The sequence below is a fragment of the Microbacterium sp. J1-1 genome, assembly GCF_024498615.1.
Lineage (GTDB): Bacteria > Actinomycetota > Actinomycetes > Actinomycetales > Microbacteriaceae > Microbacterium > Microbacterium aurugineum.
Genome location: NZ_CP089590.1, coordinates 1,676,696 through 1,697,256 on the forward strand (window position 1 = coordinate 1,676,696; position 20,561 = coordinate 1,697,256).

Consider the following 20,561-nt stretch of genomic DNA (forward strand, 5'->3'; position numbering starts at 1 on the left):
TATACCCCGAAAAATCAGGCTTCTTCGGCGTCCGTACGGTCTCCGGCTGCCGCGTGCGCGGCGCGACGGGACCGGTGTGACCGGCGGACCAGCCACACGATCAGGATGACGACTCCGGCGATCGCCAGCCACGGGAGGATGAATCCGACCGCGATCACGAGCGCATTCAGCGAGACCACGAGGCCGTTCCATCCGGCGAGGAGGCCGTCGCTGAATCCCGCGGGGTCAGCAGTGGTGGGAGAGTTCTCCCGTGTCAGCTGCACCTGCAGGGATGACATCGCCACCTGGTCCTGCAGTGCCTCGAGCTGCTGCTCGTACGACTCGAGCTGTGCTTGCCGATCGGTCAGCGCAACTTCCGCCTCGATCAACTCGGAGACGCTGCCCGACTGCGACATCAACTCGGTGAGACGATCGACCGATGCTCTGGTCGAGTCGATCCGCGCCTGCAGATCGATGGAGATCGAGGTCACATCCTGCTTCGACGTCGATGAGGAGAGGACGTCCCCGACGTCGCCGAGCGCGGCGATCACCTCCGGCAGGTCATCGGACGGCACTCGGATGCTGATCCACCCGTACGCGGAGTCGGCCGGCGCCGGCTCGGAGGTACCGTCCATCGCGGCCGCCTTGCCGATCTCCGTGCTCTCCACGTATCCGCCGTTGTCGGCGGCGAGTGCGGCGATGGTCGTCGCGGCTTCGGGAATGCTCGGTACCTGAACCGTGGCCTGTGCGGTGGCGATGATCTCCCGATCACTGTCGACAGCGCCATCGACGGCACCTTCGACGGCACCGCCCGCATCAGCGGTCCCTTCGGCGAGCATCTCCGGAACGCTCTCGGCCATGCGGTCGGGCGCGGAGGAGGAAGCGTCGGTGGCGGCATCCCCGGACATGCTCCACCCGCCCGCGGTGACCGAGGTGGAGCCGCCGACCGCGCCGAGGATCGGGGGAGTCACGAGCACGCCGATGACGAAGGCTGCGGCGATGCCGCCGCCTGTCAGCCAGCGCCGTCGTCGCGTGCGTGCGCGGGCCGCAGCCAGGTTCACCGGCGCACGCTCGGCGGCGATCTCGGCGAACACCGACTCCTCGATGCGGGCGATGGTCTCGTCCGACACGACCGGCAACTCGCCGTGGGGGTTCTGATCGTTCATGCGTCTCTCGCTTCCTGGACGGTACCGCGCAGTCGGGTGCGCACTCGGGAGAGACGGTTTCGGACGACAGCGTGGGTGATGCCCAACTCTTCGGCGGCCGCGTGGTAGGCGTAGCCCTCGGACGCGCAGAGTCGGAAGATCTCCCGGTCGAGCTCGTTCAGGGTGCCCACCTCGGCGGCGATCCGTGCGGCGAGCTCAGCCGTGATGACCTGCTCCTCCACACTGATCGTGTCCGGCAACAGCGTCGCATCCACGGCTTCGGCGGTGTGTGCCTGATCACGTCGCTGCTGGCGGAGCCGGTTCGCGGCCTGGAATCGGCAGATCGTCGCCAACCACGGCAGGATCGATTCGCCCTGGAGGTCGAGGGCGGGGAGCTTCCGCCAGGCGACGACGAACGTCTCCTGCGTGACATCCTCCGCATCCGCGGCCGATGCGAGTATCCCTCGGGCGATCCAGTAGACCGGCCGGACATGCGCGCGGTACAGCTCGCGGAAGGCGCTCTCGTCGCCTGCCGCGGCCTGGGCCGCCCATTTCTGATCACTCGTCTGCACGGGCATCCTGATTCCGTTCGGTGTCTCTCACCCGGGAAGTGTCGACGGAGTCCTCATCGTCTCAGATCCTGTTCCGTCGATGTCCGCCGCGTGGGCGGTTCCCCACGCTCCCAGCACTCCGGTAGCATTGCCCGAGCGAGAGGGAGTATCCCGGATCCGCGCGTAACGTCATCACGAGCACCGTCATCGTTGCTCCGGGCGCGCGACGCACCACTGTGCGGGGGAGAGACTTTCGAGTCATTCCCGACCCTTCGCGAAAGGTGCAGTGCGCCGTTGGAAATCCCTGTCTGGTTCGAGATCACGTCGATGGTCGTCCTCACGATCATCCTGATCGCCGATCTGCTGCTCATCCGGCTGCGGCCGCACATCCCTTCCACGAAGGAGTCCACCCTCTGGGTGGTGTTCTACGTCGGCCTCGCGCTCCTCTTCGCTGTGCTCCTCGGCAACGTCGGCGGCTGGCAGAATGCGGGTGACTTCATCACCGGCTGGGCACTGGAATACAGCCTGTCGATCGACAACCTGTTCGTGTTCGTGCTGATCATGGCCCAGTTCGCGGTGCCGCGACGTCTCCAGCAGCAGGTGCTGATGGTCGGCATCATCATCGCCCTCATCCTGCGTGGCCTGTTCATCCTCGCGGGCGTCGCGATCGTCGAGAACTTCTCGCCGATCTTCTACCTCTTCGGAGCGTTCCTCATCTGGACGGCGATCCGTCAGGCCATGCCGGACGGAGACCACGAGGGTGAGGTGCAGCGCGAGAACTTCGTCGTCCGTCTGCTGCGGCGTCGGATCGACATCAGCGAGACGTACGACGGGTCCAAGATCCGCACCTCGGTGGACGGCAAGCGCATGTGGACCCCGATGATCATCGTCTTCATCACCATCGGAGTGACGGACCTGATCTTCGCGATCGACTCCATCCCCGCGATCTTCGAGATCACGACCAACGGATTCCTCGTCTTCGCGGCCAACATCTTCGCGCTCATGGGTCTTCGTCAGCTCTACTTCTTGCTCGGCGACCTGCTCGACCGTCTCCGCTACCTGCACTACGGCATCGCCGTCATCCTGGGCTTCATCGGTGTCAAGCTGATCCTCCACGCCCTGCACGTCAACGAGCTGCCGTTCATCAACGGCGGCGAGCACGTCGAATGGGTGCCCGACATCAGCAACATGGTCTCGCTCGGGGTGATCCTGGCGTCGATGACCATCGCGACGGTCGCGAGCCTGATCGCCTCCTCGCGGGAGAAGCGAGCGGCGAGGGTCGCGACGCCGGCGGAGTGAGCTCCCTCAGCGTCGGTGACGTCTCACTCGTCTGACCACAGAACCTCGGCTTCGAGCGTGAGGTCGATGATCTGACGGAGCAGTGCCCCGACCGTGGCGGACTGCAAGAGGGCGTATCTGTCGTACTCGCCGAGAGGTGCGATCGCCGCGAGCTGCCATGCCGCGGCGATCGGATCGTCCGAGAGCTCCGTGCCGGAATCCCACGGGGCCTCGGGCGCGCGCGCGAGGGTGCGCCGCACGATGGCCTCGGCTTCCGTGCGCATCGGGGTGAGCTGGTCGTTCCAGTCGAGCTCCGGCAGCGGCGTGACCTCGGCTCGGGGGTACGGCTCGTCAGCCAGCCACTCGTCGACCGAGAACCGCTCGGTGCCGACGGCGACGGCGACCAGCGCGTCAGCGCCGGTGGAGATGCTGACCAGCCGCGCGGTCGTCCCGATGCGACGGCGCTGGTCGCCCCCACCGACCTCCTGGCCGCGTTCGATGAGAACGACACCGAATCGCGGGTCATCCTCATCCAGAAGCCGCCCGATCAAGGTGAGATAGCGCGGCTCGAACACGCGGAGCGGAAGCGGGGTGTACGGGAACAGCACCGAGCCGAGCGGGAACATCGGGAGGGCGGTCATGGCACCAGTCAACACCGAGAGACGTACAGTGAACAGATGCGCAGACCTCGCCCCGAAATCCCCGCCGCCGGTCAGGAGTCCGTCTGGGACTACCCGAGGCCGCCGCGCGTCGAGTCCGTCGGCGAGCGCATCACCATCCGCCTTGCGGGGAACCTGATCGCTGACACCCGCGATGCCATGCGTGTGCTGGAGACGAGCCACCCTCCGGTGTATTACCTTCCGATGGCCGACTTCGTCCCCGGCGCACTGGTCGAGGCCTCGGGCTCGTCGTTCTGCGAGTTCAAGGGGGCCGCTCGCTACTTCGACGTACACAGCGGAGACACCCAGCGCCAGGGGGCGGCCTGGAACTACCCGCATCCCTCTCCGGGCTTCGAGATGCTGGCCGATCGGGTCGCCGTCTACGCCGCACCGATGGACGAGTGCACGGTCGGCGGCGAAGTCGTGGTGCCGCAACCCGGCGGTTTCTACGGCGGGTGGGTCACGTCGTCCGTGGTCGGCCCCTTCAAAGGCGGGCCGGGCTCGCTGGGCTGGTGACGGTCGCCTGACGGCCGGTCAGAACGCGTGCAGGTTCGCCTGCAGGCTCCCGTGCGCGTACTCCCGGCGGAGGATGCCGCGACGGCGCAGGATCGGCACGAGCTCGTCGAGCGTGCGATGCAGCGTGACCGGATGGAAGTCTCCCCACAGCAACACGCCATCGTTGCCCCATTCGCCGAGCTCTTCGATCAGGTCGGCGAACTCGTCCGCGGTTCCGACGAAGCCCGTTCGATCGCTGATCCGTCCGGTCCGGGCGAGCGCCGTCAGGTGCGCGCGCAAGGGGGCGTCCTCTCCACGGTCGCCGATCAGACGCTGAATGCTGCCGCGCGAGACGTGGGAGCCGAAGAGTGAGGGAGGCAGGGGTTCGTCGAGATCGAGGGAGGTCAGATCGGTCTCGAGATCGCTGGACTGCTTGCGGGCGATCTGCAGGAGTGCTCCGTGGTCGGGGTGCGCGGAGGCCGCCACGACGCGATCCGCCTCTTCGCGCGACGGCGTGATCACGGGTTGGATGGCGAACAGGACCTTGACGTCCTCGGGGCGTCGTCCTTCGGCGACGGCAGCCGCGTGCACCCTGGAGCGGTAGTCGCGCACCGACTTCTCGTTCAGCGGTGCGAGGGCGAGTTGCACATCGGAGTTCGCGCCCGCGAACCCGAGCCCGCGACCGGAACCTCCGGGGGAGACGATCGCAGGGTCGCCGTCGGTGAAGGGGAGGGCGTTGAGCGGGCCGTCGAAGGCGAAGTGCTTCCCGCGGTGCTCGACAGCGCGTAGTCGCGAGCCGTCTGCGAACACGTCGGTCGCGCGATCGGCGATGAGGGCGCCGTCCTCCCAGCTGTGCCACAGGGCGCGGATCCCGGCGAGCCATTCCTCGGCGCGGTCGTACGCCTCGTCGTGGCCGAGCTGCGGGGCGTCGGAGAAGTGACGCGCGCTGCCGGTGTCGGTGACCACGTTGAGTCCCAGCCGATGTCCGCTCGCGTGCTGCAGGGTCGCGAACTGGCGCGCCGCTGTATAGGGGAGGTACGCAGCGGGGTTCACGGTCGGCACCACACCGAGATGCCTCGTCGCCTGGAAGAGGTAGGGGGCCAACAGCAGCGGATCGTGCTTCGGCCCGCCGAACGCGTGGCGCACGCGCAGGTCGATCGTCGAGGGCGAACCCAGCGACGGCGCGTCCTCGATGATGACCAGGTCGAACCCCGCCTGCTCGAGCGTCCGTGCCGCCTCCTGATAGACCTCGGGACGCGTCCAGTCGTAATCCCAGTCGAGGGACGGGTACCCCCAGCCCTGCGGCCCGAAGCCGCGGGCGAGGAACCAGCCGAAGTGCTGAAGGCGGCTCATGCCACCGTCTCCCGCACGCCCTCGAGCACCTGTGCCAGATCGGAGAGGAGGTCGTCGAGGTCCTCGATGCCCACCGAGAGCCGGAGCGTGCCCGGACGCACGCCGAGCCCCTCGCGCTCCTGCTCGGTGCGCTGAGCATGGCTCGTCGTCCCGGGGTGCAGGACCAGCGAACGCACATCGCCGAGGTGGGTCATGTGCGTGAACACCTGCACCTGCTCGACGAATCGACGTGCTGCCGGGAGGCCGCCCCGCAGCGTGAACGTGAAGACCGAACCGAATCCGCCTTCCAGGTACCGGTTCGCGGTCGCGTGGTCAGGGTGCGACGGCAGGCCGACGTAGTCGACGCTATCCACCTCCGGATGCGCTTCCAGCCAGCGGGCGATCTGCAGCGCGTTGCGGGACTGCCGCTCCACGCGCAGTCCGAGCGTCTCCACGCCCTGGCCGATCAGGAACGCATTGAACGGGGAGGGCGAGGCACCGAATCGCGGAGCCACCGACTCGCGGGCATAGGCGATGCGAGCACGGCCTCCGTGGCGCGCGAAGACGCTGGGAGCATCGCCGCGGCCGGGGAGCACGAGATGGGGCGCGTTGTGGCCTGCGCCTTCGGCGTCGAAGCGTCCGTCGTCGACGATCACGCCACCCAGCACCGAACCATGTCCGGCGAGGAACTTCGACGCCGAGTGGATCACGATCGCGGCGCCGTGTTCCAGAGGGCGCAGAATCGCCGGTGTCGCGAGGGTGTTGTCGACGATCAGCGGGATCGCGAACTCTTCCCCGACGGTGCTGACGGCGCGGATGTCGAGCACGTCGTTGCGGGCGTTCGCGATCGATTCGGCGAACAGCGCGCGGGTGTTCGGGCGGATCGCGCTCCGCCAGGCATCCGGGTCTGCGATGTCGTCGATGAACGTCGTCTCGATGTCGAGCCGCGCGAGGTTGTCGAGGAGCAGGCCCCGGGTGCCCTCGTAGATGTGCGTGGACGACACGATGTGGTCGCCGGCGGCCGCGACGGTGAGCAGGGCTGTGGCGACCGCCGCCTGGCCGCTGGCGACGAGCACGGCGTCCGCGCCCGACTCCAGCGCGGCGAGCTGGCGTTCCACGGCGCGGACGGTCGGGTTCCCGGTGCGGGTGTAGCCGAAGCCCGCTCCGGTGCGGAAGTGGTCGGCCGCGTGATCGAAGTCGTCGAACTCGAAGCCCGCCGTCAGGTAGATCGGTGTCGCGCGGGATGCGGCGGTCTCCCGGTCGCGCGCCGCATGGACCGCGCGGGTGGCGAAGCGGGGGCGTGCGACGGTCATGCGGTCCCTCTCGGTCGTTCGGTGCTCAACAGAGTGTCATGTCGGATCGGAGCACGGCCGAGCGGTGGTAATCTGACGTCATGCGGACCGTGCTCCTTCTTCTTATGGGCCGCGACGAGACCTCGATCTAGAGCCCCTCCTCGTCGCGGAGTCCATCGTGGGCCGAACCGTCAGCCACAGGAGACACGCAATGACCACCCCCGCACACAGTGCTGATCCGTCACGCCGCAGGACACTCGCTGAGAAGGTCTGGGACGACCACTTGGTCGTCAAAGGCGACAACGGCGAGCCCGACCTGATCTACATCGACCTGCACCTCGTGCACGAGGTGACGAGCCCCCAGGCCTTCGATGGGCTTCGCACCGAAGGACGACCGCTGCGCCGGCTCGACCTCACGATCGCGACCGAGGACCACAACACGCCGACCTGGGAGATCGACAAGCCGATCGCCGACCTCACCAGCCGCACGCAGATCGAGACCCTGCGACGCAACGCGGCGGAGTTCGGTGTGCGTCTGCATTCGCTCGGTGACGCGGAGCAGGGCATCGTGCACGTCGTCGGGCCGCAGCTCGGTCTGACCATGCCGGGGATCACGGTGGTCTGCGGAGATTCGCACACCTCGACTCACGGGGCGTTCGGCGCGATGGCGTTCGGCATCGGCACGAGCGAGGTCGAGCACGTCATGGCCACGCAGACGCTTCCGCTCAAGCCGTTCAAGACGATGGCGATCAACGTGGACGGGACACTGCGTCCCGGGGTCACGGCGAAGGACATCATCCTTGCGGTGATCGCGAAGATCGGCACGGGCGGCGGACAGGGCTACGTGCTCGAGTACCGCGGCAGCGCGATCCGCGCCCTTTCGATGGAGGGGCGCATGACGATCTGCAACATGTCGATCGAGGCCGGTGCGCGCGCAGGCATGGTCGCTCCCGACGAGACGACCTTCGCGTACCTCGAGGGGCGCCCGCACGCGCCCAAGGGCCAGGATTGGGAGGACGCGGTCGCCTACTGGCGCACGCTGCCGACCGACGAGGGCGCGACGTTCGACGCCGAGGTGTTCATCGACGCTGACGAGCTCGAACCGTTCGTGACCTGGGGGACCAATCCCGGTCAGGGAAGCTCGCTGTCCGCCTCCGTGCCGGACCCGGCGCAGATCGTCGATCCCAACGAACGTGCCGCAGCGGAGCGTGCGCTGGAGTACATGGACCTGACCCCCGGCACGCCGCTCAAGGAAGTGCCGGTGGATGCGGTCTTCATGGGGTCGTGCACGAACAGTCGCATCGAGGACCTGCGCGCCTTCGCCTCGGTCATCGAAGGCAAGAAGAAGGCCGACGGCGTCCGCGTCATGGTGGTCCCCGGATCCGCGCGGGTGCGCCTGGAGGCCGAGGCGGAGGGCTTGGACAAGGTCATCAAGGACTTCGGAGCGGAGTGGCGCTTCGCCGGCTGCTCGATGTGCTTGGGCATGAACCCCGACCAGCTCGCGCCGGGGGAGCGCTGCGCCTCCACGTCCAACCGCAACTTCGAGGGCCGTCAGGGCAAGGGAGGGCGCACACATCTCGTGTCGCCGCTCGTCGCCGCCGCCACCGCGATCCGTGGCACGCTGTCCAGCCCGAGCGATCTGACCGAAGGGTTCTGAATCATGGAGAAGTTCACCACTCACACCGGCATCGCGGCGCCGTTGAAGCGCTCGAACGTGGACACCGACCAGATCATCCCCGCCGTCTTCCTCAAGCGGGTCACGAAGACCGGCTTCGAGGATGCGCTGTTCCACGGATGGCGCCAGGACCCGGAGTTCGTCCTCAACCAGCCTGCGTTCCAGGGGGCGTCCGTGCTTCTCGCCGGACCCGACTTCGGCACCGGCTCCAGCCGTGAGCACGCGGTCTGGGCCCTGCGCGACTTCGGCTTCAAGGTCGTGCTCAGCCCTCGTTTCGCCGACATCTTCCGCGGTAATTCCGGCAAGCAGGGCCTCCTCGCGGCGACCATCTCCGAAGAGGATCTCGAGCGTTTCTGGGCCGAGATCGACCGGAATCCCGGGGTGTCGATGACCGTCGACCTCGAGGCGCGGACTGCGTCCATCGGCGACGTCCAGGCCGACATCGGGATCGACGATTACACTAGATGGCGGCTCCTCGAAGGGCTCGATGACATCGGGCTCACGCTGCGCAACGAAGACAAGATCGCGCAGTTCGAGGCCCGTCGCGAGTCGTGGCGGCCACGGACCCTTCCCGTTCAGTAGACGGTGGGGGCGGGGGAGCCAGGGGCAACCCGCCCCCGAAATCCGTAAATGAAGTGAGGCTCCGAATGACGACACCTGTGCGCGACGCTCTTCCGGACGGAGTCCCTGCACTCACCGGAGACGTCCTCGCCATTCGAGGCGGACGTCCACTCCGCGGCCGTGTCGACGTCAAGGGCGCGAAGAACCTGGCAACGAAGGCCATGGTCGCGTCCCTCCTCGGCGAGACGGTCAGCACGCTGCGCGACGTCCCCGCCATCAGCGATGTCGCCGTCGTGCGTTCGCTGCTCGAGGTGCACGGTGTCCGTGTATCCGAGGGCGACGAGCCCGGCTCGCTCGTGTTCGACCCGAGCGACGTGGAGTCCGCACACTTCGAGGAGATCGACGCGCACGCGGGGGCCTCCCGTATCCCGATCCTGTTCTGCGGCCCGTTGCTGCACCGTCTCGGACAGGCGTTCATCCCCGACCTCGGCGGGTGCCGCATCGGCGACCGCCCCATCGACTTCCACCTGGACGCACTGCGCAAGTTCGGCGCGATCGTCGAGAAGCTCCCCAGCGGCATCCGCCTCTCGACCGGGGGAACACGTCTGCACGGCGCCAACATCCACCTCCCGTACCCGAGCGTCGGTGCGACCGAGCAGGTTCTCCTCACGGCCGTCCGCGCCGAGGGCGTCACGGAGCTGCGCAACGCAGCCATCGAGCCCGAGATCATGGACCTGATCGCCGTGCTGCAGAAGATGGGCGCGATCATCTCCTACGAGCCGAACCGCGTCATCGTGATCGAGGGCGTCGAGAAGCTCCGCGGCTACGACCACCGGTCGATCTTCGACCGCAACGAGGCGGCATCCTGGGCCTCCGCCGCGCTGGCCACCGACGGCGAGATCTTCGTCGGCGGCGCCAAGCAGCAGGAGATGCTGACGTTCCTCAACGTCTTCCGCAAGGCGGGCGGCTGGTTCGACATCCAGGAAGACGGCATCCTGTTCCGTCGCGACGGCGAGATCAAGCCCGTCGTGATCGAGACCGATGTGCACCCCGGCTTCATGACCGACTGGCAGCAGCCGCTGGTCGTCGCGCTCACTCAGGCACACGGCCGCTCGGTCGTGCATGAGACCGTGTACGAGAACCGGATGGGCTTCACCGATGCGCTGGTCAAGATGGGCGCCGACATCGTCGTCCACCCCCGGGGTCTCCAGGACGGCCCGCGTCGGGTCCCGCGTCGCGACCTCGAGCAGGCCGCCGTCGTCACCGGCCCCACGCCGCTGCACGGCGCTGACATCGTGGTCCCCGACCTTCGCGGCGGCTACAGCCACGTCATCGCGGCGCTGACCGCCACCGGGGAGTCGAAGGTGTCCGGCGTCGACATCCTCAGCCGCGGCTACGAGAAGTTCCTCGCCAAGCTCGACGCGCTCGGCGCCGACTTCGACGTCATCCGGTGACCGAAGTGGCGTCCCGATCATCGGAGACGAAGCGCCCGAGCATCTTCTGGCCGCTCGCGGCGCTGGTGATCCCTCCGGTCTCCCTGATCGCGAAGATCCGTGTCCGCGGGGCCGAGAAGCTGCCGCGTGAGGGCTCGTTCGTGCTGGCCCCGAACCACTACTCGGAGTTCGATCCGCTCATCGTCGCCGTCGCCGTCTGGCGTGCCGGTCGTGCGCCGCGCTTCATGGCCAAGGAAAGCCTCTTCAGCGTGCCGGTGCTCGGCTGGTTCCTGCGCCGCACCGGGATGATCCCGGTCGCTCGTACGTCCTCGGCCGCGTCCGCTCGACAGACGATGAAGCAGTCGGAAGAGCTCGTCGAGCACGGTCGCGGTGTGATCGTGTACCCCGAGGGCACGCTCACACGTGATCCCGAGCTGTGGCCGATGCGCGGAAAGTCGGGCGCGGTGCGTCTGGCACTCGCCGACGGCATCCCGCTGATCCCGATGGCTCAGTGGGGGACCCAGGCGATCATGGGGCGTTATCAGAAGGGTCTCAGCCTCTGGCCGCTGCGCAAGCCGGTCCGCGTGCTCATCGGCGATCCGGTCGATGTCGCGGATCTGCGTGAACGTGCGGGCGAGCCTGCTGCCCTCAACGAGGCCACTGATCGACTCATGAACGCCATCACTGCTCTGCTCGAGGAGCTTCGAGACGAGAAGGCCCCGGCGGAGCGATGGAACCCCGCGAACCACGGCCAGAAGGAGACCGGGCGCCTTGACTCCTAAGAGAACCGTTCCGAGCGGACCGCGCGTCACGGTGATCGGCGCCGGCAGCTGGGGGACGACCTTCGGCAAGATCCTCGCCGACGGCGGCGCACACGTCACGATGTGGGCCCGGCGTGCAGAACTCGCGCAGGAGATCAACGAGGCCAAGCGCAATTCACGTTACCTCCCGGGCATCAACCTCCCGCGGACGATGGCGGCCACCCACGAACTCGCGACATCGCTCGACGGCGTGGAACAGGTGTATCTGTCGGTGCCGAGCCAGTCGCTCCGCGAGAACCTGAAGGCGCTGCGCCCGTTGCTCGCCGACAGCGACACCAAGGTCATCAGCCTCATGAAGGGCGTCGAACGCGGCACGGGTCTGCGCATGAGCCAGGTGATCCAGCAGGAACTCCGCTGCGATCCCGACCGCATCGCCGTGGCATCGGGGCCGAACCTCGCACTGGAGATCGCGCGTGAGCAGCCCACCGCAGCCGTGATCTCCTCCCGCAGTCAAGAGACGGCCGATGTCGTCGCGCGCGCGGCTCGCAATCAGTATTTCCGCACCTTCGTGAACACCGACGTGATCGGCACGGAGTTCGGCGGCGTCCTCAAGAACCTGATCGCGGTCGCCATCGGCATCGTCGACGGCGTCGGGTACGGGGAGAACACGAAGGCATCGATCATCACGCGCGGACTCGTCGAGATGACGGACTTCGCGGTGGCCAACGGTGCACATCCGGAGACGCTCCAGGGCCTGGCCGGGCTCGGCGACCTGATCGCCACGTGCCAGTCGCCGCTGAGCAGGAACAACACAGCGGGACGCCTGCTCGGCCAGGGGTACAGCTTCCAGGACGTCGTGAAGCAGATGCAGCAGACCGCGGAAGGTCTCGCCTCCGTCGCTCCGATCCTGCAGCTCGCGCGCGAAGCCGAGGTCGACATGCCCATCGTCGAGCAGGTGAAGATGGTGCTCGACGGCAAGATGGATCCGCGGGACATCGCACCCCACCTGACGACGGACGACGACACCCCGCAGGGTGAGAGGACCAACCATGGACAAGCAGACGGTGGTGGTGCTCTTCGGCGGGCGCTCCAGCGAGCATTCGATCAGTTCCGCAACGGCGGGGGGCGTGCTGGGAGCGATTGATCGCGACCGGTATGCCGTGATCCCGGTGGGCATCACCCGCGAGGGTGCATTCGTGCTGGAAGACGACGATCCCGCGAAGTTCCCGCTGGATGCGGCGCATCTCCCGGAGGTCGTCGACAACGGCACTCGTGTGCTGTGGCCTGAGCCGGGCGGTGACCGCACACTGCGCGTCGTGCAGGCGGACGGCTCGGTCGAAGGCTTCGGCGAGATCGATGTGGTGCTGCCCATCCTGCATGGACCGCACGGCGAAGACGGCACGATCCAGGGCTACTTCGATACCCTCGAGGTCCCGTATGCGGGCGGCGGCGTGCTCGACTCCGCGCTCTGCATGGACAAGCACTTCATGAAGATCGCCCTCCAGGCCGCGGGCATCGCCGTTGCTCCGTGGGTGACCGTGCGCCGCCGGGATTGGGACGGCGACGCCGCGGACGTGCGCCGCCGTGCCGCCGCGCTCGGCCTGCCGCTGTTCGTGAAGCCGGCGCGCGCCGGTTCGAGCGTGGGGGTGTCGAAGGTCGACACCGCGGACGAGCTCGACGCCGCGCTGGCCGTGGCCTTCGCGGAAGACGACAAGGTGCTGATCGAGACCGGCGTGAGCGGTCGCGAGATCGAAGTCGCCGTCCTCGAGGGCGCCGACGGGGTCCGGGCGTCTCTGCCGGGTGAGATCGTGCTGACGTCCCGTGGCTTCTACGACTTCGAGGGCAAGTACCTCGGCGGCGACGGCGTCGATGTCGTGTGCCCGGCGGAGCTGACCGATGCCGAGACCGCAGCGATCCAGCAGGCGGGTATCCGCGCGTTCGACGCGGTGGACGGACGGGGACTCGCCCGGGTCGACATGTTCCTGACCCCGACGGGCGAGTTGGTCGTCAACGAGCTGAACACGATGCCCGGCTTCACGCCGATCTCGATGTTCCCGAAATGCTGGGTCGCCTCGGGGCTGAGCTACGGCGAACTGATCACCGAGCTGGTCGAAGCGGGCCTGCGTCGCTGAGCATCGAGTTCCCCGTGGCGATCAGCTCGCGGGGAACTCGACGCGATCGGTGCACTTCGCCGTGGCCGGGGCGAGCCCGGACTGGATGCTCTGCGAGATCGAGTCCACGATCGACTGGAAGTCGATCTGCTCGCCGCGCCGGATGTTCAGCTCGACCGCGGGATCCCGGCCGTAGGTGACGAGGCGCTGACGTTCCTCCTCCTGCTCAAGGACCAGCCAATCGACGCCCCCCAGCGTGGTGCACACGAGGGCGGAGGGAGCCGGCGGCTCGACGCCGCAGCGCAGCGCGACCGCGGTGGGCTCACCCCACGCGCCGGTGGCCTGGGCATCCGTCCACACGCGGTCGAGACCGGCGACGTTGTCGGGCAGCAGGACCGACACCGAGGCGCATGCGGGATTGTTCGCATCGTCGGCGGGTTCGAGGTGCACGGTCGTCGCGCAACCGGAGAGGGCGGCGGAGAGGGTCACCGCGCCTGCGAGGGCAGCGAGGCGACGGGAACGAGGCATGCTTCCAGGCTACCGTTGACAGCATGCCCTCCCGACCCGACGCCGACGATCCACGCCTCGGCGATGTCTCCGAAGGACGCATCCTCCATGCGATCCTGAGCCGAACGTCTTCCGCCTCGCACGCCCTCATCGGCCCGGGGGACGACGCCGCGGTCGTCGCGACCCCCTCGGGCAGTGTGGTCGCGACGACCGATACCCTGGTGCACGGACCCGACTTCCGCCTTGCCTGGTCGAGCGGGTACGACCTCGGCTGGAAGGCCGCGGCCGTGAATCTGGCGGATGTCGCTGCGATGGGCGCACGTCCGACGGCACTCCTCGTCGCGTTGGCCGTTCCCGCCGATCTCCGACTCTCCTTCGTGGAAAGGCTCGCAGACGGCTTCCGGGACGCCTGTGACGCCCTCGCGCCCGGTTGCGCGGTCGTCGGAGGGGATCTGACGGTGTCGGATGTGCTGACGGTCGCTGTGACGGCGCTCGGAGATCTCGAAGGCAGGGCGCCGGTGACCCGCAGCGGGGCGCGTCCCGGCGACGTCGTCGCGGTGGCCGGAGAACTCGGTCACGCCGCTCACGGACTGGCGGTGCTGTTCGGACGCTTTCGTGACGGAGACGTGCCGGTGGCGGTCGACCCGGCGATGCTCGCCGCAGGGGAGAGCGCGGCGGTGGCCGCGCAATTGCGCCCCTCTCCGCCGATCGGACTCGGTGCGGTCGCAGCATCGGCCGGCGCCAGCGCGATGATGGATGTGTCGGACGGGCTCGCCCTCGACGCCCGACGGATGGCTGCGGCCTCCGAGGTCACCATCGCGCTCGACCGCGAGACGCTCGGTGATGACCCCGAGCGTGCGATCGCCGGTGGCGAGGACCATGCGCTGCTCGCGACTTTCTCCGCGGGTGCGCTTCCGCCGGGCTTCCGTGCGATCGGACGTGTGCTTCCGCGCGGCGAGGAGGACCTGCTGTGCGACGGTTCGCCGGTCGAGGTCAGCGGGTGGGACCCCTATCGCGACTGGGACTCGGTCTCGGGCTGAGTGTCGGACGTCTTCGGCTCGTCGTCCGCCCGGGGCTCGGCCCACCAGAGGGCGGTGTCGCCGTAGGTCTTCTCCCGGAACAGGTCGAGGCCGGCGGCGGGAAAGTCCGGTGGCGTGGATCGGCGTGCACGTTCGACCACGACGACGGCATCGGGGGACAGGAGCGGCGCGAGTGCGACGAGATCCGCTGTCATCGCGGCATCGTCGAGGTCGTACGGCGGATCGCTGAAGACCAGATCGAAGGGGCCGGTCGCCCGCTGCAGGAACGTGCGGACCGCGCCCTCGTGCACATGGCCCGGCGCCATGCCGCCGGCCTTCGCCACGGCCGCGGCGTTTCGGCGCACGATCGCCGCAGCCTGCCGTCCGCGCTCCACGAACTCCGCCGACGCCGCGCCCCGGCTCAGCGACTCGAGGCCGAGAGCACCGGATCCTGCATACAGGTCGAGGACCCGGGCTCCGTCGATGGCACTCAGTGACTCGAGTGCGCCGAAGAGCGACTCGCGCACACGGTCGCTGGTGGGGCGCGTTCCCGCACCGGGTACGTCGAGTCGAGTGCCCCTGGCTCTGCCCGCGATGATCCTCGTCACCCGTTCACGATACGACAGCAGCGGTGCGGCCGGTGTCGGTCGGGTTCCCTAGACTCGGAGCATGTCGCTCTCGCTCGTTTCCTCGCTGGAGGACGCGCTCGGCGCGGCGTCTGCCAAGACGCTCGGTCGTGCGTTCGCCATGCGGAGCGTCGGTGACCTCCTGGCGCACTACCCGCGCCGGTACGCCGACCCGGGTGAGCTGACCCCGATCCGCGATCTGCCGCTCGGGGAGACGGTGACCATCGTGGCAGAGGTGCTCTCCTCGAGCTTCCGGCGCATGCGCAACCGCCCGGGAGCCATGGTCGACGTGGTGATCGGAGACGGCATCGGACGCATGTCGCTCACGTTCTTCGCGAAGAACGTCGGGGCAGCGGAATGGCGCTCCAAAGATCTCGCCGTGGGACGACGGGGAGTGTTCTCCGGAAAGGTCGGAGAGTTCAACGGCGTGACGCAGTTCGCGCATCCGGAGTACGAGCTCTTCGACGATGAAGACTCCGCGCGGCGGAGCGCAGACGCGCGTGCGGCTGTTCCCATCCCGATCTATCCTGCCACCTCGACGATCCAGACCTGGCAGATCGCCCGGCTCATCGGACGGGTGCTGGACGACCTCGCCGAGGTGCCCGACCCGCTGACCAAGGACATCCGCGAGAGCGAAGAGCTGCTCACGGCCGGCGAGGCGCTCGAACGTATCCACCGCCCGCGGACGCGCAACGACATCGATCCGGCGGTCCGCACTCTCCGGATGCATGAGGCTCTCACATTGCAGACGGCGCTCCTGCAGCAGCGGGATGCTGTCCGGGCGCTCTCGGCGACGGCCCGTCCGGCCGGTCCCGGCGGACTCCTGGCGCGCTTCGACGCGGCGATGCCCTACACGCTGACGGCCGATCAGGAGACGGTCGGCGCGCAGATCGCGGCCGACCTGATGGGATCCTGGCCGATGAACCGGCTCGTCCAGGGTGAGGTCGGTTCAGGCAAGACCCTCGTCGCGTTGCGGGCGATGCTGCAGGTCGCCGAGAGCGGAGGCCAGGCCGCTCTGATCGCCCCCACCGAAGTTCTGGCCGGCCAGCATCTGCGTTCGATCGCGAAGATGCTGGGCCCGGAACTGGCACCGCTGCTGATGCCCACGCTCTTGACCGGGCAGCTTCCCGCTGCCGAGAGACGCAAGGCCGCTCTCCGGGTCGCCTCGGGTCAGGCGCTCATCGTGGTCGGCACGCACGCGCTGCTGGGGGAGAAGACCACCTTCGCCGATCTCGGCCTCGTGGTGGTGGATGAGCAGCACCGCTTCGGCGTCGAACAGCGTGAGGCACTTCGCGCCAAGGGGTCGAGTCCGCACGCACTGGTCCTCACGGCGACGCCGATCCCGCGAACGGTGGCGATGACGGTGTTCGGCGACCTCGACACCTCGGTCATCCGGACGATGCCGGCCGGCCGCGCAGGCATCGAGTCCTTCGTGGCACCGCTGGCCGAGCACCCGGGATGGTTCAACCGGGTCTGGGAGCGCGCGGCAGAGGAGATCGCGCAGGGCCGCCAGGTCTTCGCCGTGTGCGCCGCGATCGATACCGCCAAGAAGACCGCGGAGGCCGGTGAGCAGCCGCCTCTCGCCCCCGATGGGGCCTCCGGCCCCCGCTGGGGGGTGGTGCAGCTCGATGAGGCGCTGGCGACGCATCCGACGCTCGGCGGGATCCGTCGTGCCGTGCTCCACGGCCGGATGCCGTCGGAAGAGAAGGACGCGGTGATGCAGGCGTTCGCGCGCGGTGACATCGATCTGCTCCTGGCGACCACGGTCATCGAGGTCGGCGTCGATGTGCCGAATGCATCGACGATGATCGTGCTCGATGCCGACAGGTTCGGTGTGTCCCAGTTGCATCAGCTGCGAGGGCGCGTCGGCCGTGGCGGCGTGCCTGGTCTCTGCTTGCTGGTCACGGAAGCGGAATCCGGGTCCCTCGCGCGAGAACGCGTCGACGCGGTCGCGGCAACGCTCGACGGCTTCGCTCTGGCAGAGGTCGATCTGGAACTGCGCGGCGAGGGAGATGTGCTCGGCGCGGCACAAGCCGGCGTGCGTTCCTCGCTGAAGCTTCTCCGTGTCGTGAAGGATGCGGGTCTCATCACCCGAGCGCGTGAACTGGCCGAGGCGATCCTCGTGGCAGACCCTGCTCTCGAGGCGCATCCGGGCCTGCGTGAGGCCATCGCCCGCCGGGTGAGTGACGAGGACCGTGCGGCGCTCGCGAAGAACTGAGGTGTGCGCGAGGTGCCCTAGGCTGGTGGCATGAGCAGCAGGATCGCCGTCGTCCCGGGTTCCTTCGATCCGCCGACCCTGGGTCATCTCGATGTGATCCGTCGGGCCGCGGCCCTGTACGACGAGCTGCACGTGCTCGTGGTGCACAACCCGGGCAAGGAGGCGATGCTCCCGATCGCACAGCGTCTGTCGCTGCTGGAGCGTTCGATCGCCGAGGACGGGATGTCGGGGAACATCGTGATCGGGTCATGGACCATGGGTCTACTGGTCGACTATGCGCGCGATGTCGGCGCCGGTGTGCTCGTGAAGGGCATCCGCTCCCAGATCGACGTCGCGTACGAGTCTCCGATGGCGATCGTGAATCGGCACCTCGCCGGCATCGAGACCGTGTTCCTGCTGCCCGATCCCTCGCATGCGATGGTCTCGAGCTCCCTGGTGCGTCAGGTCGCTTCGCTTGGCGGCGACGTCGCACCGTTCGTTCCGCCGGCGGTTGCAGACTTCCTCGACACGGGGGCCCGCGGAATCTGACCGCCGTTCCTGAGTACGGGCTCGGCGCGACCCTGGGGCGACCCGGGTAGCATGGCGGAGTGCGCTCTCGAATGAACGGTCCCTTCGTGCTCCCCGTCCGCGACATCGTCCGGCGACCGGGGGAGATGCGTGAACACGAGTTCTCGGTGGCTCTCAAAGAGGCATGGGGAGAGGGCATCGTGACGTTCGAAGCCGGCTCCGAGATCGACCTCGACGTGCGGCTGGAGTCCGTTCACGAGGGGATTCTCGTGTCCGGAACCGCCGATGCAGAATACGTCGGCGTCTGCGGCAGATGCCTGATCGACATCGCCCGGCCCGTCGAAGTCGAGTTCCAGGAGCTTTTCGCGTATCCTGGTGAGGAAGAAACTGACTTCGAGGTTCAAGACGACCACGTGGATCTTGAAACTCTCGTCAGGGATGCGGCCGTATTGTCGCTTCCTTTTCAGCCGGTGTGTCAGCCGGATTGCCCGGGTCTCGACCCGAAAACGGGTGAGCGACTGGCCGTGAGCACCGGAACGGAGCAGGTGGCTCCCATCGATCCTCGATGGAGTGCGCTCCAGAACATCACAGACCAAGACGGCGCGGAAGAATCTCGCGCCGCCGAGAAAGAAGAGAGCTAGTCATGGCTGGTAACCCCCCGAAGCGCAAGGTTTCCCGTTCGAACACCCGCTCGCGCCGCGCGCAGTGGAAGGCGGCTCCCGTCGCCCTCGTCAAGACCATCGAAAACGGTCAGGTCGTCTACAGCCGTCCGCACCAGGCGAAGGTCGTCACGGACTCGCAGGGCACCGAGCTCTTCCTGGAGTACAAGGGCCGCAAGGTCGCCGACGTCTGAGTCGCGAACCGTGACGGAGGTCCCCGGGGGGACGAGACCTCTCCCAGATAAGCTCCGCGTCGAGATCGACGCGGAGCTTCTGGGGTTGGCCCTCACCCACCGCTCCTACGCGTATGAGCACGGCGGGATTCCGCACAACGAGCGCCTGGAGTTCCTCGGCGACTCGGTGCTCGGGCAGGCGGTGACCGTCATGCTGTTCACCACGCACCCGGACCTCGACGAGGGCGAGCTGGCGAAGAGACGTGCGAGCGTCGTCTCGACGGTCGCACTTGCAGAGGTGGCGCGGGGGATCGATCTCGGCAGTCACCTGTTGCTCGGACGCGGAGAAGAGCAGACCGGTGGCCGCGATAAGGATTCGATCCTCGCCGACACCATGGAAGCGGTGATCGGGGCCACCTATCTCTCCGCAGGACCGGAGGCGGCCACGGAACTCGTCCTGCGTCTCACGAAGCCACTGCTCGCCGACCCGGAGCGCTATGGCGCGGCGATGGATCCCAAGACGAGTCTGCAGGAACTCGCCGCCCGCGTCGGTGCGACGCCGCCCCAGTACTCGATCGAGGCGAGCGGTCCCGATCATGACCGTCGTTTCACGGCGACCGTCGTCGTCGGTGACGTGACCATGACGGGCACCGGCAGCAGCAAGAAGACCGCGGAGATGGCGGCCGCCCTCAGCGCCTGGCGCACGCTCAGCGCGCGTGCCTGAGCTCCCTGAAGTCGAGGTCGTCCGCGCCGGCCTCGCGCCGGCCGCTGTCGGATCCCTGATCACCTCGGTGAGCGTGTTCGATGAACGCGCGCTCACGCGGCACTCCGCCGGCGCCGAGGACTTCGTCGCCCGGCTCGAGGGGCGACGTTTCGCGGCGGCCTCTCGCCGGGGGAAGTTCCTCTGGCTTCCGCTCGATGATGACGACTCCGCGTTGATCGCGCACCTGGGGATGAGTGGGCAGATGCTCCTGCGCGCACCGGAGGCTACCGCGGAGCGACACGAACGTGTGCGCATCGGCATCGAGCATCCCGAACATGGCGAACTCGCGATCGTGTTCGCAGACCAACGCACCTTCGGCTCGCTCGCGGTCGACGCCCTGGTAGACGACGGCGGCTCGAGGATTCCGACCCAAGTCGTCCACATCGCCCGCGACCCGCTCGATCGCCGCTTCGATGACGACGCCTTCCGCGCGGCGCTCGCCCGGCGTGGCAGCGCGATCAAGCGGGTCCTCCTCGATCAGGGCGTGGTGAGCGGTATCGGCAACATCTACGCCGACGAGTCCCTCTGGGCGGCGCGCATCCACCCCGAGACCCCCGCGGCCCGCCTGTCGACGCCGTCGGTGCGCAGACTGCTGGCCGAAGTGCGCAGCGTGCTGGAGAAGGCACTTGCCGAGGGCGGGACGAGTTTCGACGCCCAGTACGTCAACGTCAACGGGCAGGCGGGTTACTTTGCTCACTCCCTCAACGCCTACGGGCGACAGGGAGAACCCTGCGCACGATGCGGCACGAGTATCCGTCGTGTGTCGTTCATGAACCGCTCGTCGCACTTCTGCCCGTCCTGCCAGCGTCGGCGCTGA

22 protein-coding genes are annotated in these 20,561 nt (G+C 68.1%); 15 read left to right on the forward strand and 7 right to left on the reverse strand.

The features are described 5' to 3' along the window. Nucleotides 1-14: 14 nt before the first annotated feature. Both LRQ07_RS07910 and LRQ07_RS07915 read right to left on the reverse strand, forming a co-directional pair. Entirely contained in the window at nt 15-1,145 is a 1,131-nt protein-coding gene (locus LRQ07_RS07910) for a DUF4349 domain-containing protein (RefSeq protein ID WP_256536334.1), read from the reverse strand. Next, on the reverse strand, nt 1,142-1,702 hold the full coding sequence (locus LRQ07_RS07915; protein ID WP_047523939.1) for an RNA polymerase sigma factor: 561 nt from the start codon (nt 1,700-1,702) through the stop codon (nt 1,142-1,144). Before LRQ07_RS07915 ends, LRQ07_RS07910 begins: the two co-directional genes overlap by 4 nt. Before the next feature lie 267 nt (nt 1,703-1,969). Between LRQ07_RS07915 and LRQ07_RS07920 the strand changes: the two genes are divergently transcribed. Beyond that, the gene (locus LRQ07_RS07920) at nt 1,970-2,974 is read left to right on the forward strand and encodes a TerC/Alx family metal homeostasis membrane protein (protein WP_256536335.1); all 1,005 of its coding nucleotides are present in this window, start codon (nt 1,970-1,972) and stop codon (nt 2,972-2,974) included. A 23-nt stretch (nt 2,975-2,997) separates the two neighbouring features. Here LRQ07_RS07920 and LRQ07_RS07925 read toward each other — a convergent pair whose 3' ends face one another. After that, nucleotides 2,998-3,594, reverse strand: coding sequence for an LON peptidase substrate-binding domain-containing protein (locus LRQ07_RS07925; protein WP_256536336.1), 597 nt, complete (start codon nt 3,592-3,594; stop codon nt 2,998-3,000). 36 nt (nt 3,595-3,630) lie between these two features. On the opposite strand from LRQ07_RS07925, the gene LRQ07_RS07930 reads away from it, so the two are divergent. Beyond that, nucleotides 3,631-4,128 (forward strand): DUF427 domain-containing protein, encoded by a 498-nt coding sequence (locus tag LRQ07_RS07930; RefSeq protein ID WP_256536337.1) that lies wholly within the window; start codon nt 3,631-3,633, stop codon nt 4,126-4,128. 18 nt (nt 4,129-4,146) lie between these two features. Here the strand turns inward: LRQ07_RS07930 and LRQ07_RS07935 are convergent, their stop codons facing one another. Continuing rightward, nucleotides 4,147-5,460 (reverse strand): LLM class flavin-dependent oxidoreductase, encoded by a 1,314-nt coding sequence (locus LRQ07_RS07935; RefSeq protein WP_256536338.1) that lies wholly within the window; start codon nt 5,458-5,460, stop codon nt 4,147-4,149. Next, nucleotides 5,457-6,752 carry an O-acetylhomoserine aminocarboxypropyltransferase/cysteine synthase family protein gene (locus LRQ07_RS07940; protein ID WP_256536339.1) on the reverse strand — a complete coding sequence of 432 codons (1,296 nt, stop codon included), beginning with the start codon at nt 6,750-6,752 and terminating at the stop codon, nt 5,457-5,459. The genes LRQ07_RS07935 and LRQ07_RS07940 overlap by 4 nt, the downstream gene beginning before the upstream one ends. A gap of 190 nt (nt 6,753-6,942) precedes the next feature. Between LRQ07_RS07940 and leuC the strand changes: the two genes are divergently transcribed. The 6 genes from leuC to LRQ07_RS07970 all read left to right on the forward strand — a co-directional run bounded on the left by leuC (nt 6,943) and on the right by LRQ07_RS07970 (nt 13,293). Continuing rightward, nucleotides 6,943-8,388, forward strand: a complete 1,446-nt coding sequence (leuC, locus tag LRQ07_RS07945) for a 3-isopropylmalate dehydratase large subunit (protein WP_047523945.1) — start codon at nt 6,943-6,945, stop codon at nt 8,386-8,388. Nucleotides 8,389-8,391: 3 nt separating this feature from the next. Then, nucleotides 8,392-8,988 carry a 3-isopropylmalate dehydratase small subunit gene (gene leuD, locus LRQ07_RS07950; RefSeq protein ID WP_047523946.1) on the forward strand — a complete coding sequence of 199 codons (597 nt, stop codon included), beginning with the start codon at nt 8,392-8,394 and terminating at the stop codon, nt 8,986-8,988. A 65-nt stretch (nt 8,989-9,053) separates the two neighbouring features. Continuing rightward, the gene (gene murA, locus LRQ07_RS07955) at nt 9,054-10,421 is read left to right on the forward strand and encodes a UDP-N-acetylglucosamine 1-carboxyvinyltransferase (protein WP_131490919.1); all 1,368 of its coding nucleotides are present in this window, start codon (nt 9,054-9,056) and stop codon (nt 10,419-10,421) included. Continuing rightward, complete coding sequence (locus LRQ07_RS07960) at nt 10,418-11,182, forward strand: lysophospholipid acyltransferase family protein (protein ID WP_232761948.1); 765 nt, start codon at nt 10,418-10,420, stop codon at nt 11,180-11,182. The genes murA and LRQ07_RS07960 overlap by 4 nt, the downstream gene beginning before the upstream one ends. Then, nucleotides 11,172-12,305: an NAD(P)H-dependent glycerol-3-phosphate dehydrogenase gene (locus LRQ07_RS07965; RefSeq protein WP_047523949.1), complete on the forward strand. Its 1,134-nt coding sequence runs from the start codon at nt 11,172-11,174 to the stop codon at nt 12,303-12,305. Before LRQ07_RS07960 ends, LRQ07_RS07965 begins: the two co-directional genes overlap by 11 nt. Continuing rightward, a complete protein-coding gene (locus tag LRQ07_RS07970) occupies nt 12,211-13,293 on the forward strand; it encodes a D-alanine--D-alanine ligase family protein (RefSeq protein WP_256536340.1) in 1,083 nt (360 codons plus the stop codon). Before LRQ07_RS07965 ends, LRQ07_RS07970 begins: the two co-directional genes overlap by 95 nt. Nucleotides 13,294-13,314: 21 nt before the next feature. Here LRQ07_RS07970 and LRQ07_RS07975 read toward each other — a convergent pair whose 3' ends face one another. After that, nucleotides 13,315-13,800: a DUF3515 family protein gene (locus tag LRQ07_RS07975; RefSeq protein WP_134353636.1), complete on the reverse strand. Its 486-nt coding sequence runs from the start codon at nt 13,798-13,800 to the stop codon at nt 13,315-13,317. A gap of 23 nt (nt 13,801-13,823) precedes the next feature. Between LRQ07_RS07975 and thiL the strand changes: the two genes are divergently transcribed. After that, complete coding sequence (gene thiL / locus LRQ07_RS07980; protein ID WP_256536341.1) at nt 13,824-14,819, forward strand: thiamine-phosphate kinase; 996 nt, start codon at nt 13,824-13,826, stop codon at nt 14,817-14,819. On the opposite strand, the gene rsmD is transcribed toward thiL, so the two are convergent. Continuing rightward, a complete protein-coding gene (gene rsmD, locus LRQ07_RS07985; protein WP_256536342.1) occupies nt 14,789-15,406 on the reverse strand; it encodes a 16S rRNA (guanine(966)-N(2))-methyltransferase RsmD in 618 nt (205 codons plus the stop codon). The genes thiL and rsmD overlap by 31 nt on opposite strands. A gap of 61 nt (nt 15,407-15,467) precedes the next feature. Between rsmD and LRQ07_RS07990 the strand changes: the two genes are divergently transcribed. The 6 genes from LRQ07_RS07990 to mutM all read left to right on the forward strand — a co-directional run bounded on the left by LRQ07_RS07990 (nt 15,468) and on the right by mutM (nt 20,561). Beyond that, complete coding sequence (locus LRQ07_RS07990; RefSeq protein ID WP_256536343.1) at nt 15,468-17,642, forward strand: ATP-dependent DNA helicase RecG; 2,175 nt, start codon at nt 15,468-15,470, stop codon at nt 17,640-17,642. Nucleotides 17,643-17,672: 30 nt separating this feature from the next. Further along, nucleotides 17,673-18,170, forward strand: a complete 498-nt coding sequence (gene coaD / locus LRQ07_RS07995) for a pantetheine-phosphate adenylyltransferase (RefSeq protein WP_232761942.1) — start codon at nt 17,673-17,675, stop codon at nt 18,168-18,170. A 71-nt stretch (nt 18,171-18,241) separates the two neighbouring features. Beyond that, nucleotides 18,242-18,790 (forward strand): YceD family protein, encoded by a 549-nt coding sequence (locus tag LRQ07_RS08000; protein ID WP_232761941.1) that lies wholly within the window; start codon nt 18,242-18,244, stop codon nt 18,788-18,790. A gap of 2 nt (nt 18,791-18,792) precedes the next feature. Continuing rightward, a complete protein-coding gene (rpmF, locus tag LRQ07_RS08005) occupies nt 18,793-19,002 on the forward strand; it encodes a 50S ribosomal protein L32 (protein ID WP_017830754.1) in 210 nt (69 codons plus the stop codon). A gap of 10 nt (nt 19,003-19,012) precedes the next feature. After that, a complete protein-coding gene (gene rnc, locus LRQ07_RS08010; protein WP_232761940.1) occupies nt 19,013-19,705 on the forward strand; it encodes a ribonuclease III in 693 nt (230 codons plus the stop codon). Beyond that, the gene (mutM, locus tag LRQ07_RS08015) at nt 19,698-20,561 is read left to right on the forward strand and encodes a bifunctional DNA-formamidopyrimidine glycosylase/DNA-(apurinic or apyrimidinic site) lyase (RefSeq protein WP_047523958.1); all 864 of its coding nucleotides are present in this window, start codon (nt 19,698-19,700) and stop codon (nt 20,559-20,561) included. Before rnc ends, mutM begins: the two co-directional genes overlap by 8 nt.